16 protein-coding genes and 1 pseudogene are annotated in these 21,535 nt (G+C 53.9%); 10 read left to right on the forward strand and 7 right to left on the reverse strand.

The window, feature by feature from the left end; translation table 11 throughout:
* The first annotated feature begins 33 nt into the window (after positions 1–33).
* Positions 34–3,240 carry an efflux RND transporter permease subunit gene (locus tag OQ371_RS22315; RefSeq protein ID WP_265990543.1) on the forward strand — a complete coding sequence of 1,069 codons (3,207 nt, stop codon included), beginning with the start codon at positions 34–36 and terminating at the stop codon, positions 3,238–3,240.
* Complete coding sequence (locus tag OQ371_RS22320; RefSeq protein WP_265990544.1) at positions 3,230–4,666, forward strand: TolC family protein; 1,437 nt, start codon at positions 3,230–3,232, stop codon at positions 4,664–4,666. The genes OQ371_RS22315 and OQ371_RS22320 overlap by 11 nt, the downstream gene beginning before the upstream one ends.
* A 112-nt stretch (positions 4,667–4,778) precedes the next feature.
* Here the strand turns inward: OQ371_RS22320 and OQ371_RS22325 are convergent, their stop codons facing one another.
* The gene (locus tag OQ371_RS22325) at positions 4,779–4,916 is read right to left on the reverse strand and encodes a hypothetical protein (protein ID WP_265990545.1); all 138 of its coding nucleotides are present in this window, start codon (positions 4,914–4,916) and stop codon (positions 4,779–4,781) included.
* On the opposite strand from OQ371_RS22325, the gene OQ371_RS22330 reads away from it, so the two are divergent.
* The 6 genes from OQ371_RS22330 (at position 4,915) to OQ371_RS22355 (ending at position 9,098) form a co-directional block, all read left to right on the forward strand.
* Entirely contained in the window at positions 4,915–5,160 is a 246-nt protein-coding gene (locus OQ371_RS22330) for an SDR family NAD(P)-dependent oxidoreductase (protein ID WP_265990546.1), read from the forward strand. The two genes, OQ371_RS22325 and OQ371_RS22330, sit on opposite strands and share 2 nt — an antisense overlap.
* A gap of 79 nt (positions 5,161–5,239) precedes the next feature.
* Complete coding sequence (locus OQ371_RS22335; protein WP_265990547.1) at positions 5,240–5,701, forward strand: SDR family NAD(P)-dependent oxidoreductase; 462 nt, start codon at positions 5,240–5,242, stop codon at positions 5,699–5,701.
* Between the two features lie 163 nt (positions 5,702–5,864).
* The gene (locus tag OQ371_RS22340) at positions 5,865–6,350 is read left to right on the forward strand and encodes a response regulator (protein WP_265990548.1); all 486 of its coding nucleotides are present in this window, start codon (positions 5,865–5,867) and stop codon (positions 6,348–6,350) included.
* 202 nt (positions 6,351–6,552) lie between these two features.
* Entirely contained in the window at positions 6,553–6,711 is a 159-nt protein-coding gene (locus OQ371_RS22345) for a hypothetical protein (protein ID WP_265990549.1), read from the forward strand.
* 752 nt (positions 6,712–7,463) lie between these two features.
* Positions 7,464–8,450 carry an FAD:protein FMN transferase gene (locus OQ371_RS22350; protein WP_265990550.1) on the forward strand — a complete coding sequence of 329 codons (987 nt, stop codon included), beginning with the start codon at positions 7,464–7,466 and terminating at the stop codon, positions 8,448–8,450.
* A gap of 294 nt (positions 8,451–8,744) precedes the next feature.
* Positions 8,745–9,098, forward strand: a complete 354-nt coding sequence (locus tag OQ371_RS22355) for a PadR family transcriptional regulator (RefSeq protein WP_265990551.1) — start codon at positions 8,745–8,747, stop codon at positions 9,096–9,098.
* A gap of 73 nt (positions 9,099–9,171) precedes the next feature.
* Here the strand turns inward: OQ371_RS22355 and OQ371_RS22360 are convergent, their stop codons facing one another.
* From OQ371_RS22360 to OQ371_RS22375, 4 genes are all read right to left on the reverse strand, one after another.
* Positions 9,172–9,969: a GLPGLI family protein gene (locus tag OQ371_RS22360; RefSeq protein ID WP_265990552.1), complete on the reverse strand. Its 798-nt coding sequence runs from the start codon at positions 9,967–9,969 to the stop codon at positions 9,172–9,174.
* A gap of 46 nt (positions 9,970–10,015) precedes the next feature.
* The gene (locus tag OQ371_RS22365) at positions 10,016–12,871 is read right to left on the reverse strand and encodes a TonB-dependent receptor domain-containing protein (protein WP_265990553.1); all 2,856 of its coding nucleotides are present in this window, start codon (positions 12,869–12,871) and stop codon (positions 10,016–10,018) included.
* Positions 12,872–13,325: 454 nt separating this feature from the next.
* Positions 13,326–13,670, reverse strand: coding sequence for a carboxymuconolactone decarboxylase family protein (locus OQ371_RS22370; RefSeq protein WP_265990554.1), 345 nt, complete (start codon positions 13,668–13,670; stop codon positions 13,326–13,328).
* A gap of 547 nt (positions 13,671–14,217) precedes the next feature.
* Positions 14,218–14,532, reverse strand: a complete 315-nt coding sequence (locus OQ371_RS22375) for a hypothetical protein (protein ID WP_265990555.1) — start codon at positions 14,530–14,532, stop codon at positions 14,218–14,220.
* Positions 14,533–14,801: 269 nt separating this feature from the next.
* On the opposite strand from OQ371_RS22375, the gene OQ371_RS22380 reads away from it, so the two are divergent.
* Positions 14,802–15,140 carry a PadR family transcriptional regulator gene (locus OQ371_RS22380; protein ID WP_265990556.1) on the forward strand — a complete coding sequence of 113 codons (339 nt, stop codon included), beginning with the start codon at positions 14,802–14,804 and terminating at the stop codon, positions 15,138–15,140.
* Positions 15,137–17,791 carry an ABC transporter permease gene (locus OQ371_RS22385; protein WP_265990557.1) on the forward strand — a complete coding sequence of 885 codons (2,655 nt, stop codon included), beginning with the start codon at positions 15,137–15,139 and terminating at the stop codon, positions 17,789–17,791. The genes OQ371_RS22380 and OQ371_RS22385 overlap by 4 nt, the downstream gene beginning before the upstream one ends.
* Here the strand turns inward: OQ371_RS22385 and OQ371_RS22390 are convergent.
* Positions 17,690–18,199, reverse strand: a pseudogene (locus OQ371_RS22390) (outer membrane beta-barrel protein); the annotation flags it as partial. The gene OQ371_RS22385 and the pseudogene OQ371_RS22390 overlap by 102 nt on opposite strands.
* Before the next feature lie 50 nt (positions 18,200–18,249).
* Positions 18,250–21,402: a PAS domain S-box protein gene (locus OQ371_RS22395; protein WP_265990558.1), complete on the reverse strand. Its 3,153-nt coding sequence runs from the start codon at positions 21,400–21,402 to the stop codon at positions 18,250–18,252.
* Between the last annotated feature and the right edge of the window lie 133 nt (positions 21,403–21,535).

The raw sequence follows: 21,535 nt of genomic DNA on the forward strand, positions 1-21,535 counted from the left end.
CCTTGGACGGCTCGCGCCCCAGCCCCAAACGATATGTTTAATAAATTCATTCGCAGACCCGTATTCGCGATTGTAATATCGGTCATGATAGTCTTTATTGGTGTACTGGCTATCAAAAGCTTACCCATTTCTCAATTTCCGGATATTGCCCCCACCACGGTCAATATCTTTATTGCCTATCCCGGAGCCAGCGCCGACGTGCTGGTTAAGTCCACGCTCATTACGCTGGAACAGGCCATCAACGGCGTCCAGGATATGCGCTACATTGCAACCGACGCCACCAGCGCCGGGGAGGCCACCCTTCGGATTATTTTCGAACCCGGTACGGACCCCAACGATGCCGTTATCCGGGTGAAAACCCGGGTGGACCAAGTGATGCCGCTTCTTCCCGAACTCGTTCAGCGCGAAGGGGTAATCATCACGCCAATCCAGCCGAGTATGTTGATGTACGTCAACCTCTATTCGAAAGACAAGAGCATTGACGAAAAATTCCTGTTCAACTACGCTACCGTTAAAATGATCCCTGAAATTCAGCGGACCAAAGGGGTAGCCCGGGCGCAGATTCTGGGTAGCCGGCGGTATGCGATGCGCGTCTGGCTGAACCCCGACCGGATGCGGGCCTACAACATTTCCACCGAGGAAGTTATGAAGGCCCTGGGCGAACAAAGCATCATCGGTCGGCCGGGTCGCCTGGGGCAAAGCTCCGGGATTGCGGCCCAGTCGCTGGAATACGTGCTGACGTACAAAGGACGCTACAGCGAACCTAAAGAGTACGAAGACATCATCATCCGGGCCAATGCCGAAGGGGAAAGCATCCACCTGAAAGACATTGCCAAAGTAGAATTGGGTAGTGAATTCTTCGATATTTATTCGAACCTGGACGGTCAGGCTTCGGCCGCCATCGTGTTGCGGCAGAACTACGGTAGTAATGCCAGTGACGTGATCAAGGAGGTAAAAGAAAAGCTGGCGGTTATGAAAGCCTCGTTCCCTCCGGGCGTGGATTACAAAATTAGTTACGACGTGTCGCAGTTCCTGGATGCGTCCATCGAGCAGGTCATTCATACGTTGCGCGACGCCTTTATCCTGGTGGCGCTGGTGGTGTTCATCTTCCTGGGTGACTGGCGGTCGACCTTGATTCCGATCATCGCGGTTCCGGTCTCCCTGATTGGGGCGTTTTTCGTAATTCAGGCGTTTGGTCTGTCCATTAACCTGATTACGCTGTTTGCGCTGGTACTGGCCATTGGTATTGTGGTCGATGACGCCATTGTGGTGGTGGAAGCCGTGCACGCCAAGATGGAGGAAGAGCCGCATCTAACCCCGTTTAATGCCGTTAAGAAAGTGCTTGGTGAGATTAGCGGGGCCATCATCGCCATCACGGCCGTTATGGTGTCTGTGTTCCTGCCCATTTCGTTTATGTCGGGGCCGGTGGGTACGTTCTACCGCCAGTTCTCGATTACGATGGCCAGCTCCATTGTGATTTCGGCCCTGATCGCCCTGACGCTGACGCCGGTGTTGTGCGCCATGCTGCTGAAAAATCACCACGGACACGCCCGGAAGAAAAACTTGTTATCCAGGGGGCTCGATAGCTTCAACCGGGGCTTCGACAAAATGACCGGACGGTATGTGGGTCTTTTGCAATTGATTGTCAACCGGCGGGTTTTAACGTGGGCAATTCTAGCGGCTTTCGGTTTCGGTATTTTCTACGCGAATAAAATTCTGCCCGCTGGTTTTATCCCGAACGAAGACCAGAGCACGATTTACGCCATTATCCAGACGCCCCCGGGTTCTACACTGGAAAAAACCAACGAGGTTTCGCAGCGGCTGCAGAAAATCTGCGAGGAAGTTCCGGGAATCGAATCGGTATCTTCACTGGCCGGTTACGAGATCATGACCGAAGGCCGGGGTTCCAACGCCGGTACCTGTCTGATCAACCTCAAACCGTGGTCGGAGCGTGATCATAACGTGAAGGAAATCATGGAAGAGCTGGAGGAGAAATCGAGAGGTCTGGGCGCCACCGTCGAATTCTTCGAACCACCCGCCATCCCCGGCTTTGGTACGTCCGGCGGTTTTTCGATGCGTTTGCTGGACAAAAACACCGATACCGACTACAGCGAGTTCGACAAGGTCAACAAGGAATTTATGGATAACCTGGGCAAGCGGAAAGAGCTAACCGGTCTGTTCACCTTCTTTGCCGCAAACTATCCGCAGTACGAACTGGAAATTGACAACAAGCTGGCCATGCAGAAGGGCGTCTCGATCGGGAAAGCGATGGATAACCTGAACATCATGATCGGGAGTACCTACGAACAAGGGTTTATCAAGTTCAACCAGTTCTTCAAGGTTTACGTGCAATCAGACCCCAGTTTCCGGCGGCTTCCCTCCGATTTGCTCAATCTGTTTGTGAAAAATGAAGCGGGGGAAATGGTGCCTTACTCGGCTTTCATGACGCTGAAAAAAGGCCAGGGACCGAACGAGATTACCCGGTTTAACCTGTATAATTCAGCCGCCATCCAGGGACTTCCGGCGAAGGGCTACACCACGGCCGAGGCCATCCAGGCCATCCGGGAAGTGGCCGCCAAGACGCTGCCGAAAGGATACGACATTGCGTTCGAAGGTCTTTCCTACGACGAATCGATCCGGGGTAATGAGTCGCTGTATGTGTTCCTGATTGTGGTGGCTTTTGTGTACATGGTATTGGCCGCGCAGTACGAAAGCTTCATCATTCCGCTGGCCGTCCTGTTCTCGCTGCCCGTTGGGATCTTTGGTTCGTTCCTGACGCTGAAGCTGATGGGGCTGGAAAATAACATCTACGCGCAGATTGGTCTGATCATGCTGGTGGGTCTGTTGGGGAAAAACGCCGTTTTGATTGTCGAGTTTGCCGTCCAGAAACGCCAGCAGGGTGAAACAATCCTGCGAGCCGCCATCGAAGGGGCCAAGGTACGCTTCCGACCGATCCTGATGACCTCGTTTGCGTTCGTGGCCGGCTTGATTCCCCTGATCATTGCGACGGGTGCAGGAGCAATTGGCAACCGGACGATTGGGGCTTCCGCCCTGGGTGGGATGCTGTTCGGAACCCTTTTCGGGGTTATCATCATCCCCGGCCTGTATTACATCTTTGGCAATCTGGCCGACGGCCGCAAGCTGATCAAAGACGAAGAAGCTGATCCGCTGTCTGAAAACTTCGTCCACACCGTCGACACCTTTCCACAACCTGAAGCAAGTGAAATCAATGAGCAATAAAAGAATCTGGAATTGCCTGGGGACAGTGACACTCATGACCCTGATCAATACCGCTTGCCAGACTCCGGCGTTAATTACCCGAACAGAAAACAGAACCGTTCCTGCGAGTTACAACACCTCGCAGGACTCAACCAACACGGCGAAGGTCCGGTGGAATGATTTCTTCACCGACCCCAACCTGAACGATCTGATTGATTTGGCGCTGAAAAACAACCAGGAGCTGAACATCACCCTCCAGGAAATTGAGATGTCGCGCAACGAGATCAAAGCCCGTCAGGGGGAATACCTGCCGTTTGTCACCATAGGCGGTGGGGCCGGTATTGAAAAAACGCCCCGCTACACCCGGTTGGGAGCCCTGGAGGCCACCACGGATATCAAGCCGGAAAAGGAAATGCCCGATCCGCTGCCAGATTTCCAGGTGGGCGCGGTTGCCCGGTGGGAGGTCGATATCTGGCATAAACTGCGGAATGCCAAGAAAGCGGCCGTCTCCCGGTATCTGGCTTCCGTAGAGGGGAGAAATTTTATGGCAACCAACCTGATTGCCGAAATCGCCAACTCCTACTACGAACTTTTGGCCCTCGACAGCCAGCTGGCCATCGTGCGGCAGAACATTGACATTCAAAGCAACGCGCTGAAGATTGTCAGGATGGAAAAAGAAGCCACGCGGGTCACCGAACTGGCCGTCCGCCGGTTTCAGGCGCAGGTGCTGAACACCCAGAATCTGCAGTACGACATCCAGCAACGGATTGTAGAAACCGAAAACCGGATCAACTTTCTGGTGGGTCGGTATCCGCAGCCGGTGCAACGGAATAACACGGATTTTGAAAAGCTGGTACCGACCGCCATTCAGGCGGGTCTGCCGTCGCAGTTGCTGGATAACCGTCCGGATGTTAGACGGGCGGAACACGAACTGGCAGCCGCCAAACTGGATGTGCAGGTGGCGAAGGCCAACTTTTACCCATCGCTGGGGATTTCCGCCGGGTTGGGAACTCAGGCCTTTAATCCCATTTACCTGACCACCCTTCCCCAATCCCTGCTGGCTTCGCTGGTGGGTGACCTGGCCGGACCCGTTGTCAACAAAAACGCGATCAAAGCCACGTATGCCAGCGCCAATGCCCGGCAGATTCAGGCGGTTTACAACTACGAACGGACGCTCCTGAATGCCTACATTGAGGTGGCCAATCAGCTGTCGAAGATTGATAACCTGGGCAAAAGTTACGAGGTAAAAACCAACGAAGTACAGGCTCTTACTGAATCAATCACGATTTCAAACCGGCTGTTCAGCTCCGCCCGGGCTGACTACATGGAAGTTCTGCTGACGCAACGGGATGCCCTGGAATCGAGATTTGACCTGATCGAAACCAAAATGCAACAAATGAATGCCATGGTGAATATTTACCGGGCATTGGGTGGAGGTTGGAAATAACTGCCTGCGCACACGTGAAGCACTCCTGCGGGACGGTCTGACCCGGCCCAAAAGTAACGAATAGAAAAGCCCCTCCTGTTCAGCTTTCGCAGCGGATCGGGAAGGGGCTTTTTCATTTCATGATCTTAAAGCAAAGTGCTCCGCCCGACACCCGGTTGTAGACCTTGGTACGAACGGCGGAATTGGCCTGCTGTCGTTTCGTGTTCGCAACCAGATTACCGGCCCAGAAAACGCAAACTGACAGCAACATGACGTTACAGCTCAAACCCCTCAAGGAACAGGTAATTGTTGTTACGGGCGCTTCCAGCGGCATTGGCCTGGTGACCGCCCGGATGGCGGCCAAAGAAGGTGCGTCCCTGGTCCTGGCGGCCCGAACTGAAGAGGCACTCCACCAACTGGAACAGGAAATCAGCAGCCAGGGCGGACGGGCCATTGTGGTGCCTGCCGACATCGGGCAAGAGGAAAGCAGTACCCGCATTCCGAAGCCGCCGTAGCAGCATTTGGCGGTTTTGACACCTGGGTTAATAATGCGGGCGTCTCCATTTTCGGGCGGATTGAAGACGTTCGGAGGATGTGAAGCGCATGTTCGATACCAACTTCTGGGGCTCCGTCTACGGAACGCTCACCGCCTTGAAGCATTTCAGGGAGCAGGGCAATCCCGGCGCCCTGATTTATACCGGCAGCTTTTTCGGGGACCGCGCCACGCCGGTTCAGTCGACTTACTCCGCATCGAAACACGCCCTACACGGCTTTGCGGATTCGCTACCCATGGAGCTGGAAGCCGAAAAATCACCGATTTCGATCACCATGATTCACCCCAGTCGGACACAGCAATCGTCCACGCGGCCCTCGCCCAGTCCGGAAGAAAGTGCGCTGTATAAAGCCGGTTTTGGAATGCACGAACGCGGCACTCACGAAGGCCGGATCCGGTCGAGAAGTTATTACGTCAAAGCAACCAAACATCCGGTCGTAACGGCTTTGGCAGTGGAGGGCCTGGTTCTGGGAATCGGCGCGCTGCTAAAAAACCGGACCTGATCCTTTGAACTCCAGGCTGGTGTTGTCAGTTTCTGCGGGAACTTCCTAGGCATAAGCCGTTTCCTCAGGAAATTTCTGTGGAAAAGATTTGAGGTCCAATTTTTGAACATTTTCTCTACCTAATTGTACAAATAGCATATTGATATCCTAAACTTTCTGGGCTATGAATAAGCTATCCTTACGCGTGCTGATCGTTGATGATAACAAAGATTATCGTCAGTTAATCCGGTGGGCCCTGACCAGTGCACTGGAGCATGTCGTCATTCAGGAAATGACCACCGGTCAGGAACTGGTGGACTGGCTTGCTCACCATCGAAAGCAATCAACTGCTGAGCAAATGGCGGATAAGTGCCTGGTGACAATCATCCTGCTCGATATGCACATGCCCGGGCTTAGTGGGCTGGACACCTTACAATCTTTGGGCGACATGAGCGATCTCCCGTACATGCCCGTCGTGATGCTCACCGCCACCCTGTGTGATCAGCTTAAGCACCAGGCTTACAACCAGGGAATCCACCTTTATATGGTTAAACCCATCGAAATCGGCGGTTTTTACCGGGTCGTCGAAGCGGTGAAGCTTTGTTACCGGGATATGCTTCGCCGTTGGGAGCAGCAAGAAGTCCCTCCTTTGGGCTCAACCTACCATTAAAAGACCGGGTTCAGCCGATACTAAACCGCTATCAAACCGGTGGCGTTGACCCTATCCGCGCCAGCACTAGACTGTTCTGGTCAGGGATCAGACCCGAATGCTAACTAAAAACGGTTGATTCAACCCGAATCATAACCCTCCATGCCACCGCCGGGTTCAACCTGCGAGATTATAACCACATGATAAACCGTTTCGTACACGCATGGAAAATCAAAATTCGCAACAGCAGGACCCCACGCTTGATCAAACCGATTACGACTCCATTGACTTTGACCGCGCCACCAACGACAACGAAGTAGCGGCCATGGAGTCGGGCGCCGATCTGGACGACGAAGATAACATCCGTGGAGAATCCGAGTAAGCAGACTATTTCATCCACCCAGAACCGTTCAGCCTGAAAATCCTTTCGAGTCCATTCGCCCGACGCAAAGCGATGGAGATTTTCCCGGTTTTGGTTTCGACGACTTTCGTTAAAACGCGACGGGTGTTCATAACCAAACCGTAGGCAATTTCGCTAATCGTTTTATTGGTGTTCACACCAGCAATTTGGCCGTTTGACCGGAATAGGATAAGGATGTTTCTGGGTGGATTTCCCCGTACCCTTCTCACACCCGACTGGGAGTTGGGTACTGAGCGCGTTGTTTCTAAAGAAAGAACTCATTCCTTCGACGGTTTTTGCTCCCTTCGGCGTCGCGTTTTACGATCACCTCGAAAACCATCCTGAATAGCCATTCTTGAAGTAAAAACAAGTTCATGGACTACGATATGCCAGTAATCAGGGTAGAAAAATCGTAATCCTGACAACTATCAGTTGTTTTTCGTAGCAACAAACGCTGCTTTCGTCGTTACTTAGTGTATAGTTGTTGGGGTAACTATGCACGGTTTTTCCACGTACACGCGTATTGGCACTAAGGTATTGACCATGAACCATTGCATCGATTTTATAGCCTTCAAAGTGCCACCCGCCAAGTTTCCCTGGGCGATGCTTTACGTGTACTCCATGAATTTCAAGCACGGCTTTTTCATTTCCGCCAACTGAAGCCCCGGCCCGGCCTTGTTCCCTTCCCGTGGATTAATACCAGTAAATACGTCAAGCTTTCCGATCTTTGCGGCATGAAGCATGCCTTTCTTCTTTTGTTGCTTTTAGGCGGTTTTAGCGCTACCGCCCAGGTGCTGCGAACGCGAACCGTCAAATTGATGGGTAGCCGGTTTGACATTATCCTGGTTGCTCCGGACAGCCTGACGGCCGAAAGCCACATCGATACCGTCATTGCCGAAGTAACGCGAATTGAAAATCTAATCTCCGACTGGAAAGAAGATTCCCAGATTTCGCAGGTCAACAGGAACGCCGGAATTGCTCCGGTGCGGGTTGATCCTGAAGTATTTGCCCTGACCGAGCGGGCTCTTCATTTCTCCCAAATTACCCACGGCGCCTTTGACATCAGTTTTGCCGCCATGGACCGGATCTGGAAATTTGACGGCTCCATGACGGCCATGCCCAGCCCCGAAGCCGTTAAAAAATCGGTGGAAAAAGTTGGGTACCGGGACATCCTGCTGGACCAGGCGCAGTCCACGATTTTCCTCAAACGCAAAGGTATGAAGATAGGGTTCGGCGCCCTGGGTGAAGGCTATGCGGCCGACCGGTGCCGCGACCTCATGTTGGCCAGGGGCATAAAAGCCGGGATTGTCAACGGTTCGGGCGACATGAGTACCTGGGGAAAACAACCCGACGGCAGTGACTGGACGGTTGGCATCACCAATCCGCACCGCAAAGATACCCTTTTCGCGGTCGTTGCCCTGCGGCAAAGCGCCGTGGTAACATCCGGCAGTTACGAAAAGTTTGTGGTGTTCAACGGCCGGCGGTATTCGCACATCATCAACCCCCGCACGGGTTATCCGGCCACCGGGGTGAGCAGTGTGACGGTTTTTGGGCCCAGCGCCGAAACGGCCAACGGTTTCAGCACGTCGCTGATGGTGCTGGGCCAAGCCGCCGGACTGAAACTCATTGAGAAATACCCCAATTACACCTACATCCTGGTCACCGATGAAGGTCGGATTTTCTCCTCACCCAGTCTGGCGCTTAAACAAACCCGTCTTTAGGTCGCCGTCAACAATCCGTTTGCGCCGAAAAAAGCGCGGAAAAACACCGCTTGCACCACTCACCGGGCAGCGCTGAACCCTTAGCAATGCGAATTTGCCCTGCAGGTGAACAGGCGGAATGATTCGTTGTAGCCTTTCTACCAGCCTCGAATACACCATTTTTATTCTATCAACGGCCCGCGCCAGCTTCTTTTTCGCTAGAATGTCAATATTATTCAATCAAGTATAAAAATTTGATTTTATATAATTTTCTTATATATATTTGATGATAGGACTAATCAACTTTAATGTATTATGACGACATTGCAACAGGAGCTTCTGTGGAGAACCGCAAAGGCAACCATTCTCCAGGTCTTGCGTCAGCACGGCCGAATGTACGGGTACCAAATCAATCAGGCTGTGCAGGACCGTACCGATGATAGCCTAACGCTATCATTTGGGCTAATTTATCCCCTGCTGCATCAACTGGAACGAGACGGCGCACTGCTGACGCAGATAGCCGAAGTCGATGGGCGGCTGCGCAAATATTATTCCATACGGCCCTCCGGTGGCCCATCGCCCACCCGGCAAACCACTGGCCTCGAACACCTTACCCGGCTGATGCCCCTGATCTTGAAGTCCTCACCAGTCTGGGCGGTTTGTCCATAAGATACTCTTGTCTACCCAGCGTGGAAGTGAAGCGATTCTTATGACCAGCCGGACCCGGCTGGGCGTCGTGCTTTTAGTAGCGAATCGACCAGAATGGATTTCGCTGGGCTTTTATCTGCTCGGCAATGTGCTTTTTCAGCATGTCATCAAACGCCTGGTCACTGATGCGTCTGCCCTTGATTTTGGCCGGTAAGGCCAGTTCTTTGGTGACGGACTTCAGCTCCACCTTCTTGGCCTCGATCAACACCACACCGTCGTTCAGATCCAGTTCCAGAATGACGCCCGGCAAGCCAAAATACCGCTCCGGTCCCGCCGGTACGGGCAAATCCTGGGCATACCAGGCCGTCACTTTATAGCCTTTGACGGGGTCCTGCATGGTGGCTTTCATGCAGACGTAGCCCGCCACTTCCTTGATCTGGTTGAGCACTTTCCATTTGGGCGCGTTCAGGGAATCTTCGATGACGTACGTTTTGCCCAACGTTTCAACAATGTCCGTCATGCGCTCTTTTTCAAAATTGCGGTTAATAATGTATTCATCCTGCCGCCAGGCATAGCCGTAGTCGTTGGCTTCATCTTTGTTTTCATAGGTGTAGAGGCTGGCCGCAGGCGAGAAATACAGGCGCATTTTTTGTTTGTAACCTTCCCAGTTTTTGGAGATGTTGATCTCACGATCCTTTTCTTCCTGACTTAAAAAAGGCATCGATGCGTACATCTTGGCCCAGTTCTGCGAGCGTTCATACGTAACAACGCCCTCCTCCCCGGATGGTGCCGCACTGGATGGTGCCCCACCGGATGGTGCCGTCCCCGACTGGGCGAGGGCCAGCGGACCGGTCAACAGGAGGAAACTCAACAGATACATCAAGGTTTTCATGGGTATCGGGGTCATGGGTGGTAAGTTAAGGTAATTCCGATTGCTTTTAAAACCAGCGTTGTTTGATGTTGCCCGTGGAGACACCCCGCATGTTGTAGGTAAAGCTCAGGAGAAAGTAACGGGCCAGCGTTTGGACCCGCTCGCCGGAGACAAAGTTCAAACTGGCGTTCTGGGAAATGCCCAGATTGCGGTTGAGCATGTCATAGGCCGACAGGCGGACCTCGGCTTTCTTCGACTTGCCCATGATTTTGTAAACCGACGCATTCCAGATCGGTATCCGCTGATCAAAGCCAAAGGTGGGGTTGCGGTAAATCGAGTAATTCAGGTTGGAAGTCAGGTAAAATTCGTGGGACAGCTTACCCGTTACCGTGGCCCCGTACGTGTTGTTGATGATGCGCTGGTTTTGGGAGGCCATCAGGTCGTAGCGGGTATGCCCGATGTTCCAGTCCGCGTTGGCGTAAAACGTCAGCTTATCACCGGGCGTCAATTCCAGCCGGGGGCCGAAGCTGATGCTGCGGTTATGGGTCTGGTAGAGCACGTTGTTGATGGGCGTCAACGACCGGCCAAGGTTTCCGCTCAAACTCATATTCAACGTGGCCTTGGTTTTTTTGAGCGGGAAACCGCCCCCGATGTAGGCTCCCGCGTTCTGTCCGCCCGTGATGTTTTCCGGCCGGGTGCGGGTAATACCGGTTGTGGGGTCAATGTTGCGACCGTACACAATCTGGTTGATGTTGTAGCTGTAGTAGACGTTGCCGTAGATATTCACAAAGCTGCCGGGGTTAAACATGTTGTACCCCACGTTTACGTTGTGACTAAGAGCGGGCAGCAGATCGGGATTGCCTTCCGAAATGTAGAGGGGATTGCTGATGTCGATGACCGGCTGCAAATCCCGGGACGAAGGAACCTGCACGCCCATGCTGTAACTGCTGAAAAGAAAGCGATTGTTTTTCAGGTCGTAGTTCAGCGACACATTCGGTACAAACGTCGAGAAGGTTCGTTGGATGCGGTTGAGCGGAACCACGCTTTCGTCACTTGCATACCGGCCGTCCAGCGCAAACTGCTGGTAAGCCCCGCCCACCGACAGGTTCAGCCCTTTGTAGGAATAGCGCAATCCGGTACCTAGTCGGTTGTACAGGTAGTTGTTTTTGTAATACCGGCTCAGGGTATCGTTGCGGGTCATGGCCGACTCCTGCTGGTTGTAGGAATCCCGGTCCAGTTCGTCGTAGCGCAGACTGAAGTTGTAAAAGTTCTCCCAAAATATCCGTTTGCTGATCGGTTCGATGTACTGCAAATTGGCCTTGTACTGGCTGCGCTGGGTCAGGGACAACTGGCGCTGGCGGATCTGCCGCAAAAAGGCGTTGACGGTGGTCGACTGGAAAAACTGGTTGTCCGAAGTCAGGTCCGCCGAGCCGTCGGAGGTGTTTAGCTGATAGGTGGCACTGGCGGCAAAGGACCGTCCTTTCTTTTTGAATTTATGGCGGTACAGCAGCGTGTTGGCCGTCCCGAACGAGTTGACCCGGTTGCCGTTGTTAACGATGATGCGGGACGTAGGATTGATTCCATTCTCCAACACGTTGGTCAGGCTGCTCAGGCTCGAATTGCCCACCCCCAGGCGGCTGTTGTTCACAAAAACCAGCGTTTGCAGCGAGTCAATCTGTCGTTCGTAGCGCAGCGTCACGCGGTGGGCGCCGGTAAAGTTGATCTGGTTGCTTTGTTCGTCGTTCTGCAAAAAACCGCCATCGAAAAAGTTTTGCTGCCAACGTTTGGCCTCGAGTTGCTGACGGGTCTGGGAGTAATAATAGCTGCTGCTAAATTTATTCTTCTTTGTATCGTAGTTGTAATTAGCCCCGATAGCAGCATTGTTGGAAAAGCCCCGCCCCCGGTCACCCCCAATGGGAATGCCCAGATTATCCTCGTCCTCGCCCGACCAGTAGCGGAAGCCGCCCGAAAACCCAAAGTCGGCATCGTCATTCCAGTTAAACGCGTTACTGCCCCGAAAATCCTGGTAATCATCCCACGACATGCCCTGCTGGTTGGTGTTATTGACCAGTCCAATCAGCGAAAGCTGGCGCTTGGCGTCAAATTTATTGTAATTGGCTTTGACCTCCCCGCGGGCTCCTTTTGCCGCGCCGGGTGCGGGCACCGCAGACCCCCCGCTGGCTGTCACCTTCCCGAAACCGCCTTTTTTGAATTCGTCCTTCAGCTCCAGGTTCATCGTTTTCTGTTTGCTGCCATCGTCGACCCCCGTGAGCTTGGATTTTTCGCTCTGGTCATTGAACACCTGTACCTTGGAGATGGCTTCGGCCTGCAGGTTTTTGGTGGCCATCTTGGGGTCCGAGCCAAAGAAGGTTTTGCCATCGACGGTGAGCCGCTTGACATCCTGCCCCTGGGCTTTGATGTTGCCATTGGCATCGACCTGCACGCCCGGCAGCCGGCGGAGCAAATCCTCGACGGTCGAGCCGGGCGGTACCTTAAAAGTTGTGGCGTTGTATTCAATGGTATCCCCCCGGATGCTCAGCGGAGCCTTGGCTGTGCGGATGACCACCTCAAAAAGTTCTTTGGAAATGGGTTTGAGCGGGATAGCACCCAGATCGAGCAGGTTGTTTTCCGGCGGGGTTATCGTCTGGCCATACGGCAGGGTACCCACGTAGGTAATCTTGAGCAGGTATGCCTTGCGTTTGATGTTTTTGAATTGAAAAGCGCCGTTTTCACCCGAACGGGTAAAATTCACCAGCGAGGAGTCGGACGGTTCCAGCAGCAGCACCGACGAACCCGGCAGTGGAGCCTTGGTAGTATCGACCACGCGGCCCTGAATACTGAAACGCCCAGGTTGGGTGGGACTTTGGGCAAAAAGGCCGGTCGCCAGCAGCCAGAAACCCGCCAGCAGGAAGAAGTATTTCATGGGAATAGTAAGGGTGGAATAGCGTTGATAAAGTAACGTTATTGAAACAGGCAAAGGAACTTACGCAAATGAACTATAAATATAGTAGATATAAAAGAAGGAATTAAAATATATTTTTCAGGACATATTGATTGGGCTTTTGTCTGGATCTTTTGCAACGATCCGCTGTACAATCCGGCGGCAAAGTAGTAAAATAGTACGGTAATTCTGCGGTGGTGAAACTCCTGAAACCTGTTAAAAGATGTTAACGAATTTCAGGAGTCAATGCGGAAGTCAGGGTTTGTTTAGGATGACCATAACCGGTTTATCCCGCCAGTGCTAAGCGGCACAAAAAAGACCGATAGTGACTAAATAGAAAAGAGTGAAACTGGGACTCTACTGCATGGAGCTTTGCAGTAGTACGGTTCTGATGAAAGCCAGAATTCCGCACCATTAACTATCCGGAAAAAAGTAGTTAGCGGTTGGTCGTGCTGGCCTCTTCGAACAGACGCATCGCCATCAGGCCGTTCCCAACGGCACCACCCGCCCGGATTGCAGCCGCAATAAACACGGTTTCGGCAATCTCTTCGCGCGTGGCACCCGCCTGCACGGCATTGTTGATGTGGGATTCAATGCAGTATGCGCACTGGGTGGTTAGGGCGACCGCCACCGACATCAGCTCCCGGTACTTGACAGGAATCACCCCGTCCTTGCGTTCGGCGGTATACTTAAGGTTCAGGAAAGCGGCAGCCTCTTTGGGAGCCGAATTAATCAGGGTTTCCGTGTACGCACGGTCTTTCGGAGTTTGGTACTCGGCCATAAAAGTTGATTTAATGTGAAGGGGATAAGGGAAATGGTAAGAGCGGGTTGAAGACGCGGTTTCAAGGTAAAAAGAATACAACGAACTCCCAGCATTTATCCGGATTTTATCCTTCAGACCGATCAAAAAACGAAGCAGTCGAAACAGCAGTTGTTCCGCAGAATTAATTTCGGATATAAATGAGTATACCATTGCCCCTAAACCGGCTATTATTCTTAGTTAAAAAACGCCGTTTGGTTACAAACGACTCGCGTAAAACGCTGCGAACAATACGTTCTATATTAAAAGCACTCCGAAAACTTCTACCGATTTGCTTCTTATAGTTGGTTGTGTTTCTGGGTCTGGAAACCTGTAATGTAATGCAAAACGTGCCGGACCGGAAGAATACTCCACCCGGCCGAGCGGCCAGAAAGCTGGACTGCTCCTATTCCCGTTCGCGCGATGTGCCAACCGGGTTGCTACCATACCCTTCCACGGAAACGGCAACGAAAAGAACCCTTAGACAGTATATTAGTAGACAATGCTCGGCCGTCCCGCAACAGCCCGGCTACTCGGCAACCGGCTGCAATTCGGCCGGCAGGTTTGCCAACTCTTCAATAATCTGCCGAATCATTTCGTCGGTCATTGTACCGACCTCGGATTTTGGGAAAAACATGGTGGTTATCTGATCCGGGCCAATCTTGATGTCAAGGGAAAAGACCTGACCATAATAAGGCAGATCGGCAAACAGAAAATCCTTGAAATAAAACGACTGTTTTATCAACCAATTAATCTGGGCATGCGTCAGGTTCTCCCAGATCAGACGAACCGAGTGGTCGAGAAGGCGGTATTTTTCCGGAGCGGGTAACGGCTGGTAGTTCATTATTGACTTCTTTTGGCCCGCAAAGTTCCGAAAACAAGTCGTCAATGGCTAGATTATTTTTGAAGTTGTGTCCCTGCCGAGCAGGTTTTTGCCGCTGACTCCTCTCTTTACATGTCCAGAATAGTACACCAATTGTCCGTTTCTGGACAAAACAAAATGAGTAATAGTTGGGAAATCGCTCCAAAAGAGCTCCAGGAAGGGATTTGTAGAGTTGGCAGTTTATTTGCTATGCAAAAGAGAAAGATACCCAAACGGATGACGGACGGTTTATGAAAGGCACTCAACTGGGCGAATTTGAAGAGTTGGTTTTACTAACCGTCGCCCGGCTGTACGATGATGCGTACAGCGTCGCGGTGATCGAGGAACTGGGCCGGCGCCTGGAGCGACCCATGAGCCTGGGGGCCGTTCACCGCACAATGCAGCGGCTGGAAGAGAAGGGTCTCGTCCACTCCCGCTTCGGAGACGCAACGGCCGAGCGGGGCGGCCGGCGCAAACGGCTGTTTACCGTCACGGCCGCCGGGGAGCAGGCGCTGGTGGAAGCCCGTCGACTCCGGAATGAATTGTGGTCGGAGATTCCTAAAACCGCTTTTGGCGGGCCAACGGTATGAGTCGCCCACTAACGCCCCACCCCTTCCGCTGGGCGCAGCGCCTGGTGGAACGGATCACCGCCCCTCACCTCCGGGAAGAAATTCTGGGTGATCTGGACGAATTGTTTCACCAGAGGCTGCAACGGCATGGCTTCCGAAAGGCGCAGGTGTTTTACCTGCTGGACATCCTGCTGCTGCTGCATCCCCGGCTTTGGCGTCGAAAAGCCGCCCCGGCCCCCCACCGGCATTTTCCCAACCCAACGGCGTACTCTTCACCCTCTCTTCTACACCCGGCCATGATCCGAAACTACCTCAAAATTGCCTGGCGCAACCTGGTCAAAGACCGGTTGTATTCTTTCATCAACCTGGGCGGTCTGGCCGTTGGCATGGCCGTCACGATGCTGCTGGCGCTGTTTGTTTCCCACGAATACAGCTATGATCGCTTCCATTCACATTCGGAGCAGATTTACAAAATGGTCGGGGAAATGAAAGTTGGCGATCAGGACCTGAAGATGATGTTCTTTGATTATGACCAGACCGAGGCCTTTCGTCGCCAGATTCCGGCGGTGGCGGATGTGGCCCGGCACGAAACCTATTTTGGTGCCGATATGTGGGTGGAGTCAGATCGGCAGCACCGATTCAAAGAGAGGGCTTTCCTTTTTGCCGATCCGGGCTTTTTCCGGGTTTTCTCCTACCCGGTGCGGCAGGGCGACCCCCAACGGGCCCTGCTTGAACCGTTCAAGGTGTTTCTGACGCAACGGGCGGCCAGGAAATACTTCGGCGCACAAAATCCCACCGGTCAGACCATCCGTTTGATGAACAAATACACGTTTGAAGTCGTCGGGCTGCTGGACAATCCGCCTTCCAACAGCTCTATTTCGTTTGATTTTGTGGCCTCCTTCCCCTCCCTGGACGCCATCCACCGGACCGAAAACGAGTCCTTTTATAAGCAGTTTCCTTCCAAAAGTCGGTTCGTCGCAAAGTTTCAGACCCATCTGCTGATTCGCAATCCGGATCAGCTCTCCTCCATTACCCAGTTACTGGAAAAATCCTTTAAGACTCCGGAGTTGGGGAGCCGGAACATTCGTTATAGACTGGTTCCGCTCACCAGCCTCCATCTGAGTTTTGAACCCAAGATGGAACGGTCGGCGCGGATTTTTACGCTGGTGGCCGGACTGATCCTTCTGCTGGCCCTGGTCAACTACGTCAACCTGACGACCGCCCGCGCCACGGTGCGGGCCAAGGAAGTAGCCATTCGCAAAACCACCGGCGCCCAGCGGTCATCACTCATCCTGCAATTTCTGCTGGAATCGGTGCTGATGAGTACGCTGGCTTTTGGAGTCGGGTTGATCCTGTTCTGGAGCTTTCAGCCCACTTTTTCCCGGCTGCTGGATTTGAAAGCTGACGATCACTTCTTAGAAAGCCCTTCCTTCGCCGGGGCGCTGCTGGTCATTTATCTGCTCAGTGTGCTGCTGTCCAGCCTTTATCCGGCGGTGGCCTTGTCGCGCTTTTCACCCATGCAGGCGCTCCGGGGACGTCTGAACCGCGCGGGAAGCGGAACGACGTTACGGCGGGTTCTGGCCGTCAACCAATTCGTGGTCACGGTGGGCTTGATTATCTGTTCCATCGTTATGTACCGGCAATGGAATTTCATGCAACGCTACAGTGGCAACATGAAGCGGGAGCGGGTGGTTTTTGTTTCGCTTGAACAGCAGGCGCGCAAAAAGGCGGCTGCGTTTCGCCAGCAAATCAGTCAGCTCAGTGGCGTCGAACACGTCAGCGGCACCGAGTTTAACATTGTTGGTGGGCATATGTCTTTCGGTGTCAAACACCGACGCACCGCCCAGGAGAAGAATCTGTTCAACCTGAGTGTTGACCGCGAATTTTTCAAAACACTAAACGTCACCTGGGAAGTGGAGCCGGATTGGGACCACATCGGCAACCGGGCCTTCGTCCTGAACGAAGCCGCCTTGAAAGCGTTGAACATCACGACGGCCCAGGTGGGCGACTCTTTGCAGAACAACGGCGAAAATTCATTCTATTTGGCCGGTGTCGTTAAAGATTTTCCCATTGGCTCCCTGAGCAAAGCCATTGATCCGATTAGCATCCGGATCGGCACCAACCCGGACGATTACAGCGGTTTATACATCCGGCTCGCTCCACAGGCCACCGCACCCCGGGTTTTGCAGGCCATTCACGGGGTTTACAACCGCTTCAAGGTCGAAGAGCCGTTTACGTATCAATTTCTGGAAGATGCGTACGCGGATCTGTACAAATCGGAGCGGCAATTGGCGCAGTTGTTTGCCGCGGCTACCGTCATTGCGATCCTGATTGCGTGCCTGGGTATTTTCGGACTGGCGGCCTTTACCGCCGAGCAGCGAACCAAGGAAATCGGCATTCGCAAGGTATTGGGCGCGTCGGTGAGCAGTCTCGTCGCGATGCTCTCGCGGGACTTCCTCAAACTGGTGCTGATCGCCCTGGTCATTGCGTCGCCCCTGGCCTGGTACGCCATGAACCAATGGCTGGACAACTTTGCCTACAAAACGGCCATTGACTGGTGGATTTTCGCCCTAGCAGGCAGTCTGGCGGTTGGCATCGCGCTGCTGACGGTCAGTTTCCAAAGCATCAAAGCCGCCCTGGTGAACCCGGTGAAAAGCCTGCGCTCGGAATGAGAGTTCCGGTAAAACCCGGCCCGGCCCAAAAGAACCGGAACATTCAGAGCGTTCGGAGGTAAAACCGGCAACCCGGTCTTCCCGGACTTTGCGGTCCACCAGCCCGGCTGTCGTCAGCCGCTGCAACGCCGAATAAAGCGAATCTGCATCGGGATACGCCGTAAACTGACTGAGGGCCTGGGCCAAGGCGAACCGCTGGGCCGTTTGCCGAAAACCGTGCTGCCGGGTTTGGGAAATTCCGTTCACTACCAGTTTCACCGTCCCTTTAGTGTTCAGAATCTGCTTTTGTCCACCGACTGACACTATGGACAGGCTTTTGGTAACAATCACGCCGTATACCGATTCGGACTCGTACAACCCGCCCCGTTCCGCCGAAAAACCGTTGCCCAATTGAAACGTATTCTGGGTGTTGAACGTAACTTCAACTTGACCTCTTCAGTCTGATTAATACAAACCGGTTATTTTTCAAGTAAGTGAATCAGCGCACTCATGTCGACGGGTTTGATCAGATGATCGTCGAATCCGGCTTCCTTCGCCCGCCGTTTGTCTTCTTCCTGCCCGTAGCCGGTGATGGCAATCATCCGCACGGCCTGCCCCCAGGGTTGCTCCCGGATAAGACGGCAGGTTTCGTACCCGTCCAGTTCCGGCATCCCGATGTCGCACAGAATGACCCGGGGCCGCAGCTCTTCGGCGGCCTGAATGCCCTCCCGGCCGCTGTGCTGGGTGTAAACCTCATACCCCCGCATCTTCAACGTTTGCGACAACAGAAAGGCCAGCCCCGGATTGTCGTCAATCACCAGAATTCGTTGGCTGGTTGACGGGGCCGCTTCCGGAGCAGAACCCGCTTCCCGGGTTGATGGCAGCTTTTCCAGCAGCGGCAGATAAACCACAAACTCACTGCCCTGACCCAGACCGGGGCTGTAGGCTTCTACCCGCCCTCCGTGCTTTTCCGCCAGCCGCTTCACCAGCGTCAGGCCGATGCCCAGACCACCCTGCGAACGGGCCAGCGACACATCCACCTGCACAAACAGTTCAAAAATCACCGAAAGCTGATCCTTCTGCAGCCCAATGCCGTTGTCGGTGACCCGCAGAACCGCTTCCCCCTGTTCTTCCTGCAGACTCACCCACACCTGCCCCCGCTGACCGGTATAGCGCAGCCCGTTGGTCAACAGGTTGGTCACCACCTGTGAGAGCCGGGTGGGATCACCCTGAACAAAGAGCGGAAAAGGAGAATTAGCCAGGTGGAGCTGTTTGTGAAGGGCGTCGTACTGGGGGCGAATGGCTTCTACAACACTGACCACCAGCGCGCCCAGCTCCACCCGCTCGGGTTTTAGTTCAATTTTGCCCCGACTGATGCGGCTCACATCCAGCAGTTCATCCACCAGCCGCACCAAGTGGTCAACCTGCTGGTTGATCAGGCTGACGGTCTGCTCCAGGACCGGATCGGCTTCCTGGGTAAAACTCAGCAGGCCCATGCCCAGGCGGATGCTCGCCAGGGGGTTGCGCAGTTCGTGGGCCAGCATAGCCAAAAACTCGTCCTTGCGCCGGTTGGCTTCTTTCAGGGCTTCTTCGGCCTGCTTCAACTCACTAATATCGGTGATAATAGCCACCTGCCCAATGCTTCGGCCATCACCGTCCCAAACGGGTACGGCGGCCACGCGGGTCCAGACAGGATCGCCCTCTTCGGGGGTATAAAGCATCTCGATGCCGGGTACCACCCGCTCACCCCGCAACGCCCGGGCACCGGGGTATTCGGCGGGCTCCAGGCGTCGCCCATCCGGATGATGAGCCAACCATCTTTTTTGGCGGGCACCGTCTCGGGAAGGCATCACTCCGGTAGGAATAAAGCGCTGCAACTCCCGATTGGAGAGAATGAACCGACCCGTGTTATCGACGACTCCCACGCCCACCGGCAGGCTTTCGAAGATGGCTTTCAGCCGGGCTTCACTGGCTTTAAGGGCTTCCTCGGCCTGAGCCCGTTCGATACGCGGCAGTAAGCGGTTCATGATTTCGGTCAGCAGCGCAATCTGATCGGATTCCCACGAATAGGCAATGGGCGAAAAAATGACCAGCATCGACGTCCAGCCATCTTCCTGGCGGTAGGGCAAACTGATGTACGAACCAATATCCAGGGCCTTGAAAGCCTGGGCGTTGGCTCGCAAATCGGTTTGGGTATCGGATATGACAAAATCCTCGCCTTGGCGCACATCCTGGATTGCATCGTCACTGAGAAACGCAGAAAGACCGACTTTTTCGGGCGGTGGCAGGGCTTCTTTTGCCCACCAATAACGCCGGTGGACTTCATCGCCTTCGGGTCGGATGTCCCAGATGCTAAGGGAGGAAATGGGAAAGGCGCCCTGGAGCTTTTCGCCCACGCTATCCATGATTTTACCGCTGTCGGAAAGTTCCGTGATGGCTTGGCTGATATCGGCCAACAGCGCCTGGTGAGCCTGCTGCCGTTTGCGCTGGGTGATATCGTTAAACAACAGCCCAACGGTGTTTTCGCCGGGCTGCCCGACCCGGAACGCGTACACGTCATACCAGCCACCCAGCGCACCCGAATGGGCTTCAAAGCGCCGGTCCTGACCCGTCCGGGCCACTTCGGCATACCTATCAAACCAATACTGTTCGTTATCGGGGATAATGTCCCGCACCCAGCGACCAACGCCATTGTGAATGCCGGTTAACTTCTCAAACGAGGGATTAATGTCCAGAAACCGGAAATCCACCGCCTGCCCGTGGTCATTAAAACGAAGTTCAATGAGGCAGAACCCTTCGCCGATGGAGCTAAACAACAGGCGGTATTTCTCCTCCGACCGGCGCAGCGCCTGCTCGGCCTGCTTTTTGTCGGTGATGTCAATAACCAGCCCCGTACTGCGGTAGGGCGCACCGTTTTTGTCGTACAACACCTGGCCCGTTCCCCGAACCCAGCGGACGGTTCCATCATCGTGCACAACCCGGTACTCGCAATGGAACTCCTTGCGCTGGGCCACCATTTCGGCGGCCAGGGTTTTGACTTCCGACCGGTCGTCGGGATGAATCCGGCCAAACCAGCCCTCGACGGTACGGGCTTCTTGCTCGGCGGTGAAACCAATGATGGCTTTGCCCTCAGCACTCCATTCGAGATTACCAGTAACCAAATCCCACGTTCCCCATCCGGCTTTGGCACTTCGCATGGCCAGCGTCACCCAGACATGATTGAACTGCAAGGCTTCCTCGGCCTTTTTTCGTTCGGTAATGTTATCGAACCGCACGGCAATCCGGGGCGGCCCCGGGCCCTCCAGTCGAAAGGCAAAAGCGTCCACCCAGCAATCGAGCGGTGAAATGTAATCCTGAAACTGAATCGACTGACCCGTCCGGGCAACCTGATCAAAATAAGCCACAATAGGTTCATCCATTTCAGGCATCACCTGCCGAATCGTTTTCCCGGCTACCCCGTGAAGACCGAACTGTTGCTCAAAGGCCGGATTCGTCAGCAGGCAACAAAAATCACTGCGCGAATCCACCGGATCTGGCACTTTCTCCAGTACACAGAAGCCCTGGCTCATGCTCTCAAAGGCGGTGCGGTACATGGATAACAGCGTATCGGTCGGCAGGTCAGGATGTGTCATGTGTCGGATCGGGAATGGTGCTTGGTTACAACAAATTAACCAATTTCCAACGAGTTTTTCAGTCGACAACTACCTGATTATGACTTTCCGTCAGGCCCTATCCGTAGCCAGCAGACGCCTAAAAGCTAATAAA

This window comes from Larkinella insperata (assembly GCF_026248825.1).
GTDB classification, from domain to species: Bacteria; Bacteroidota; Bacteroidia; order Cytophagales; family Spirosomataceae; genus Larkinella; species Larkinella insperata.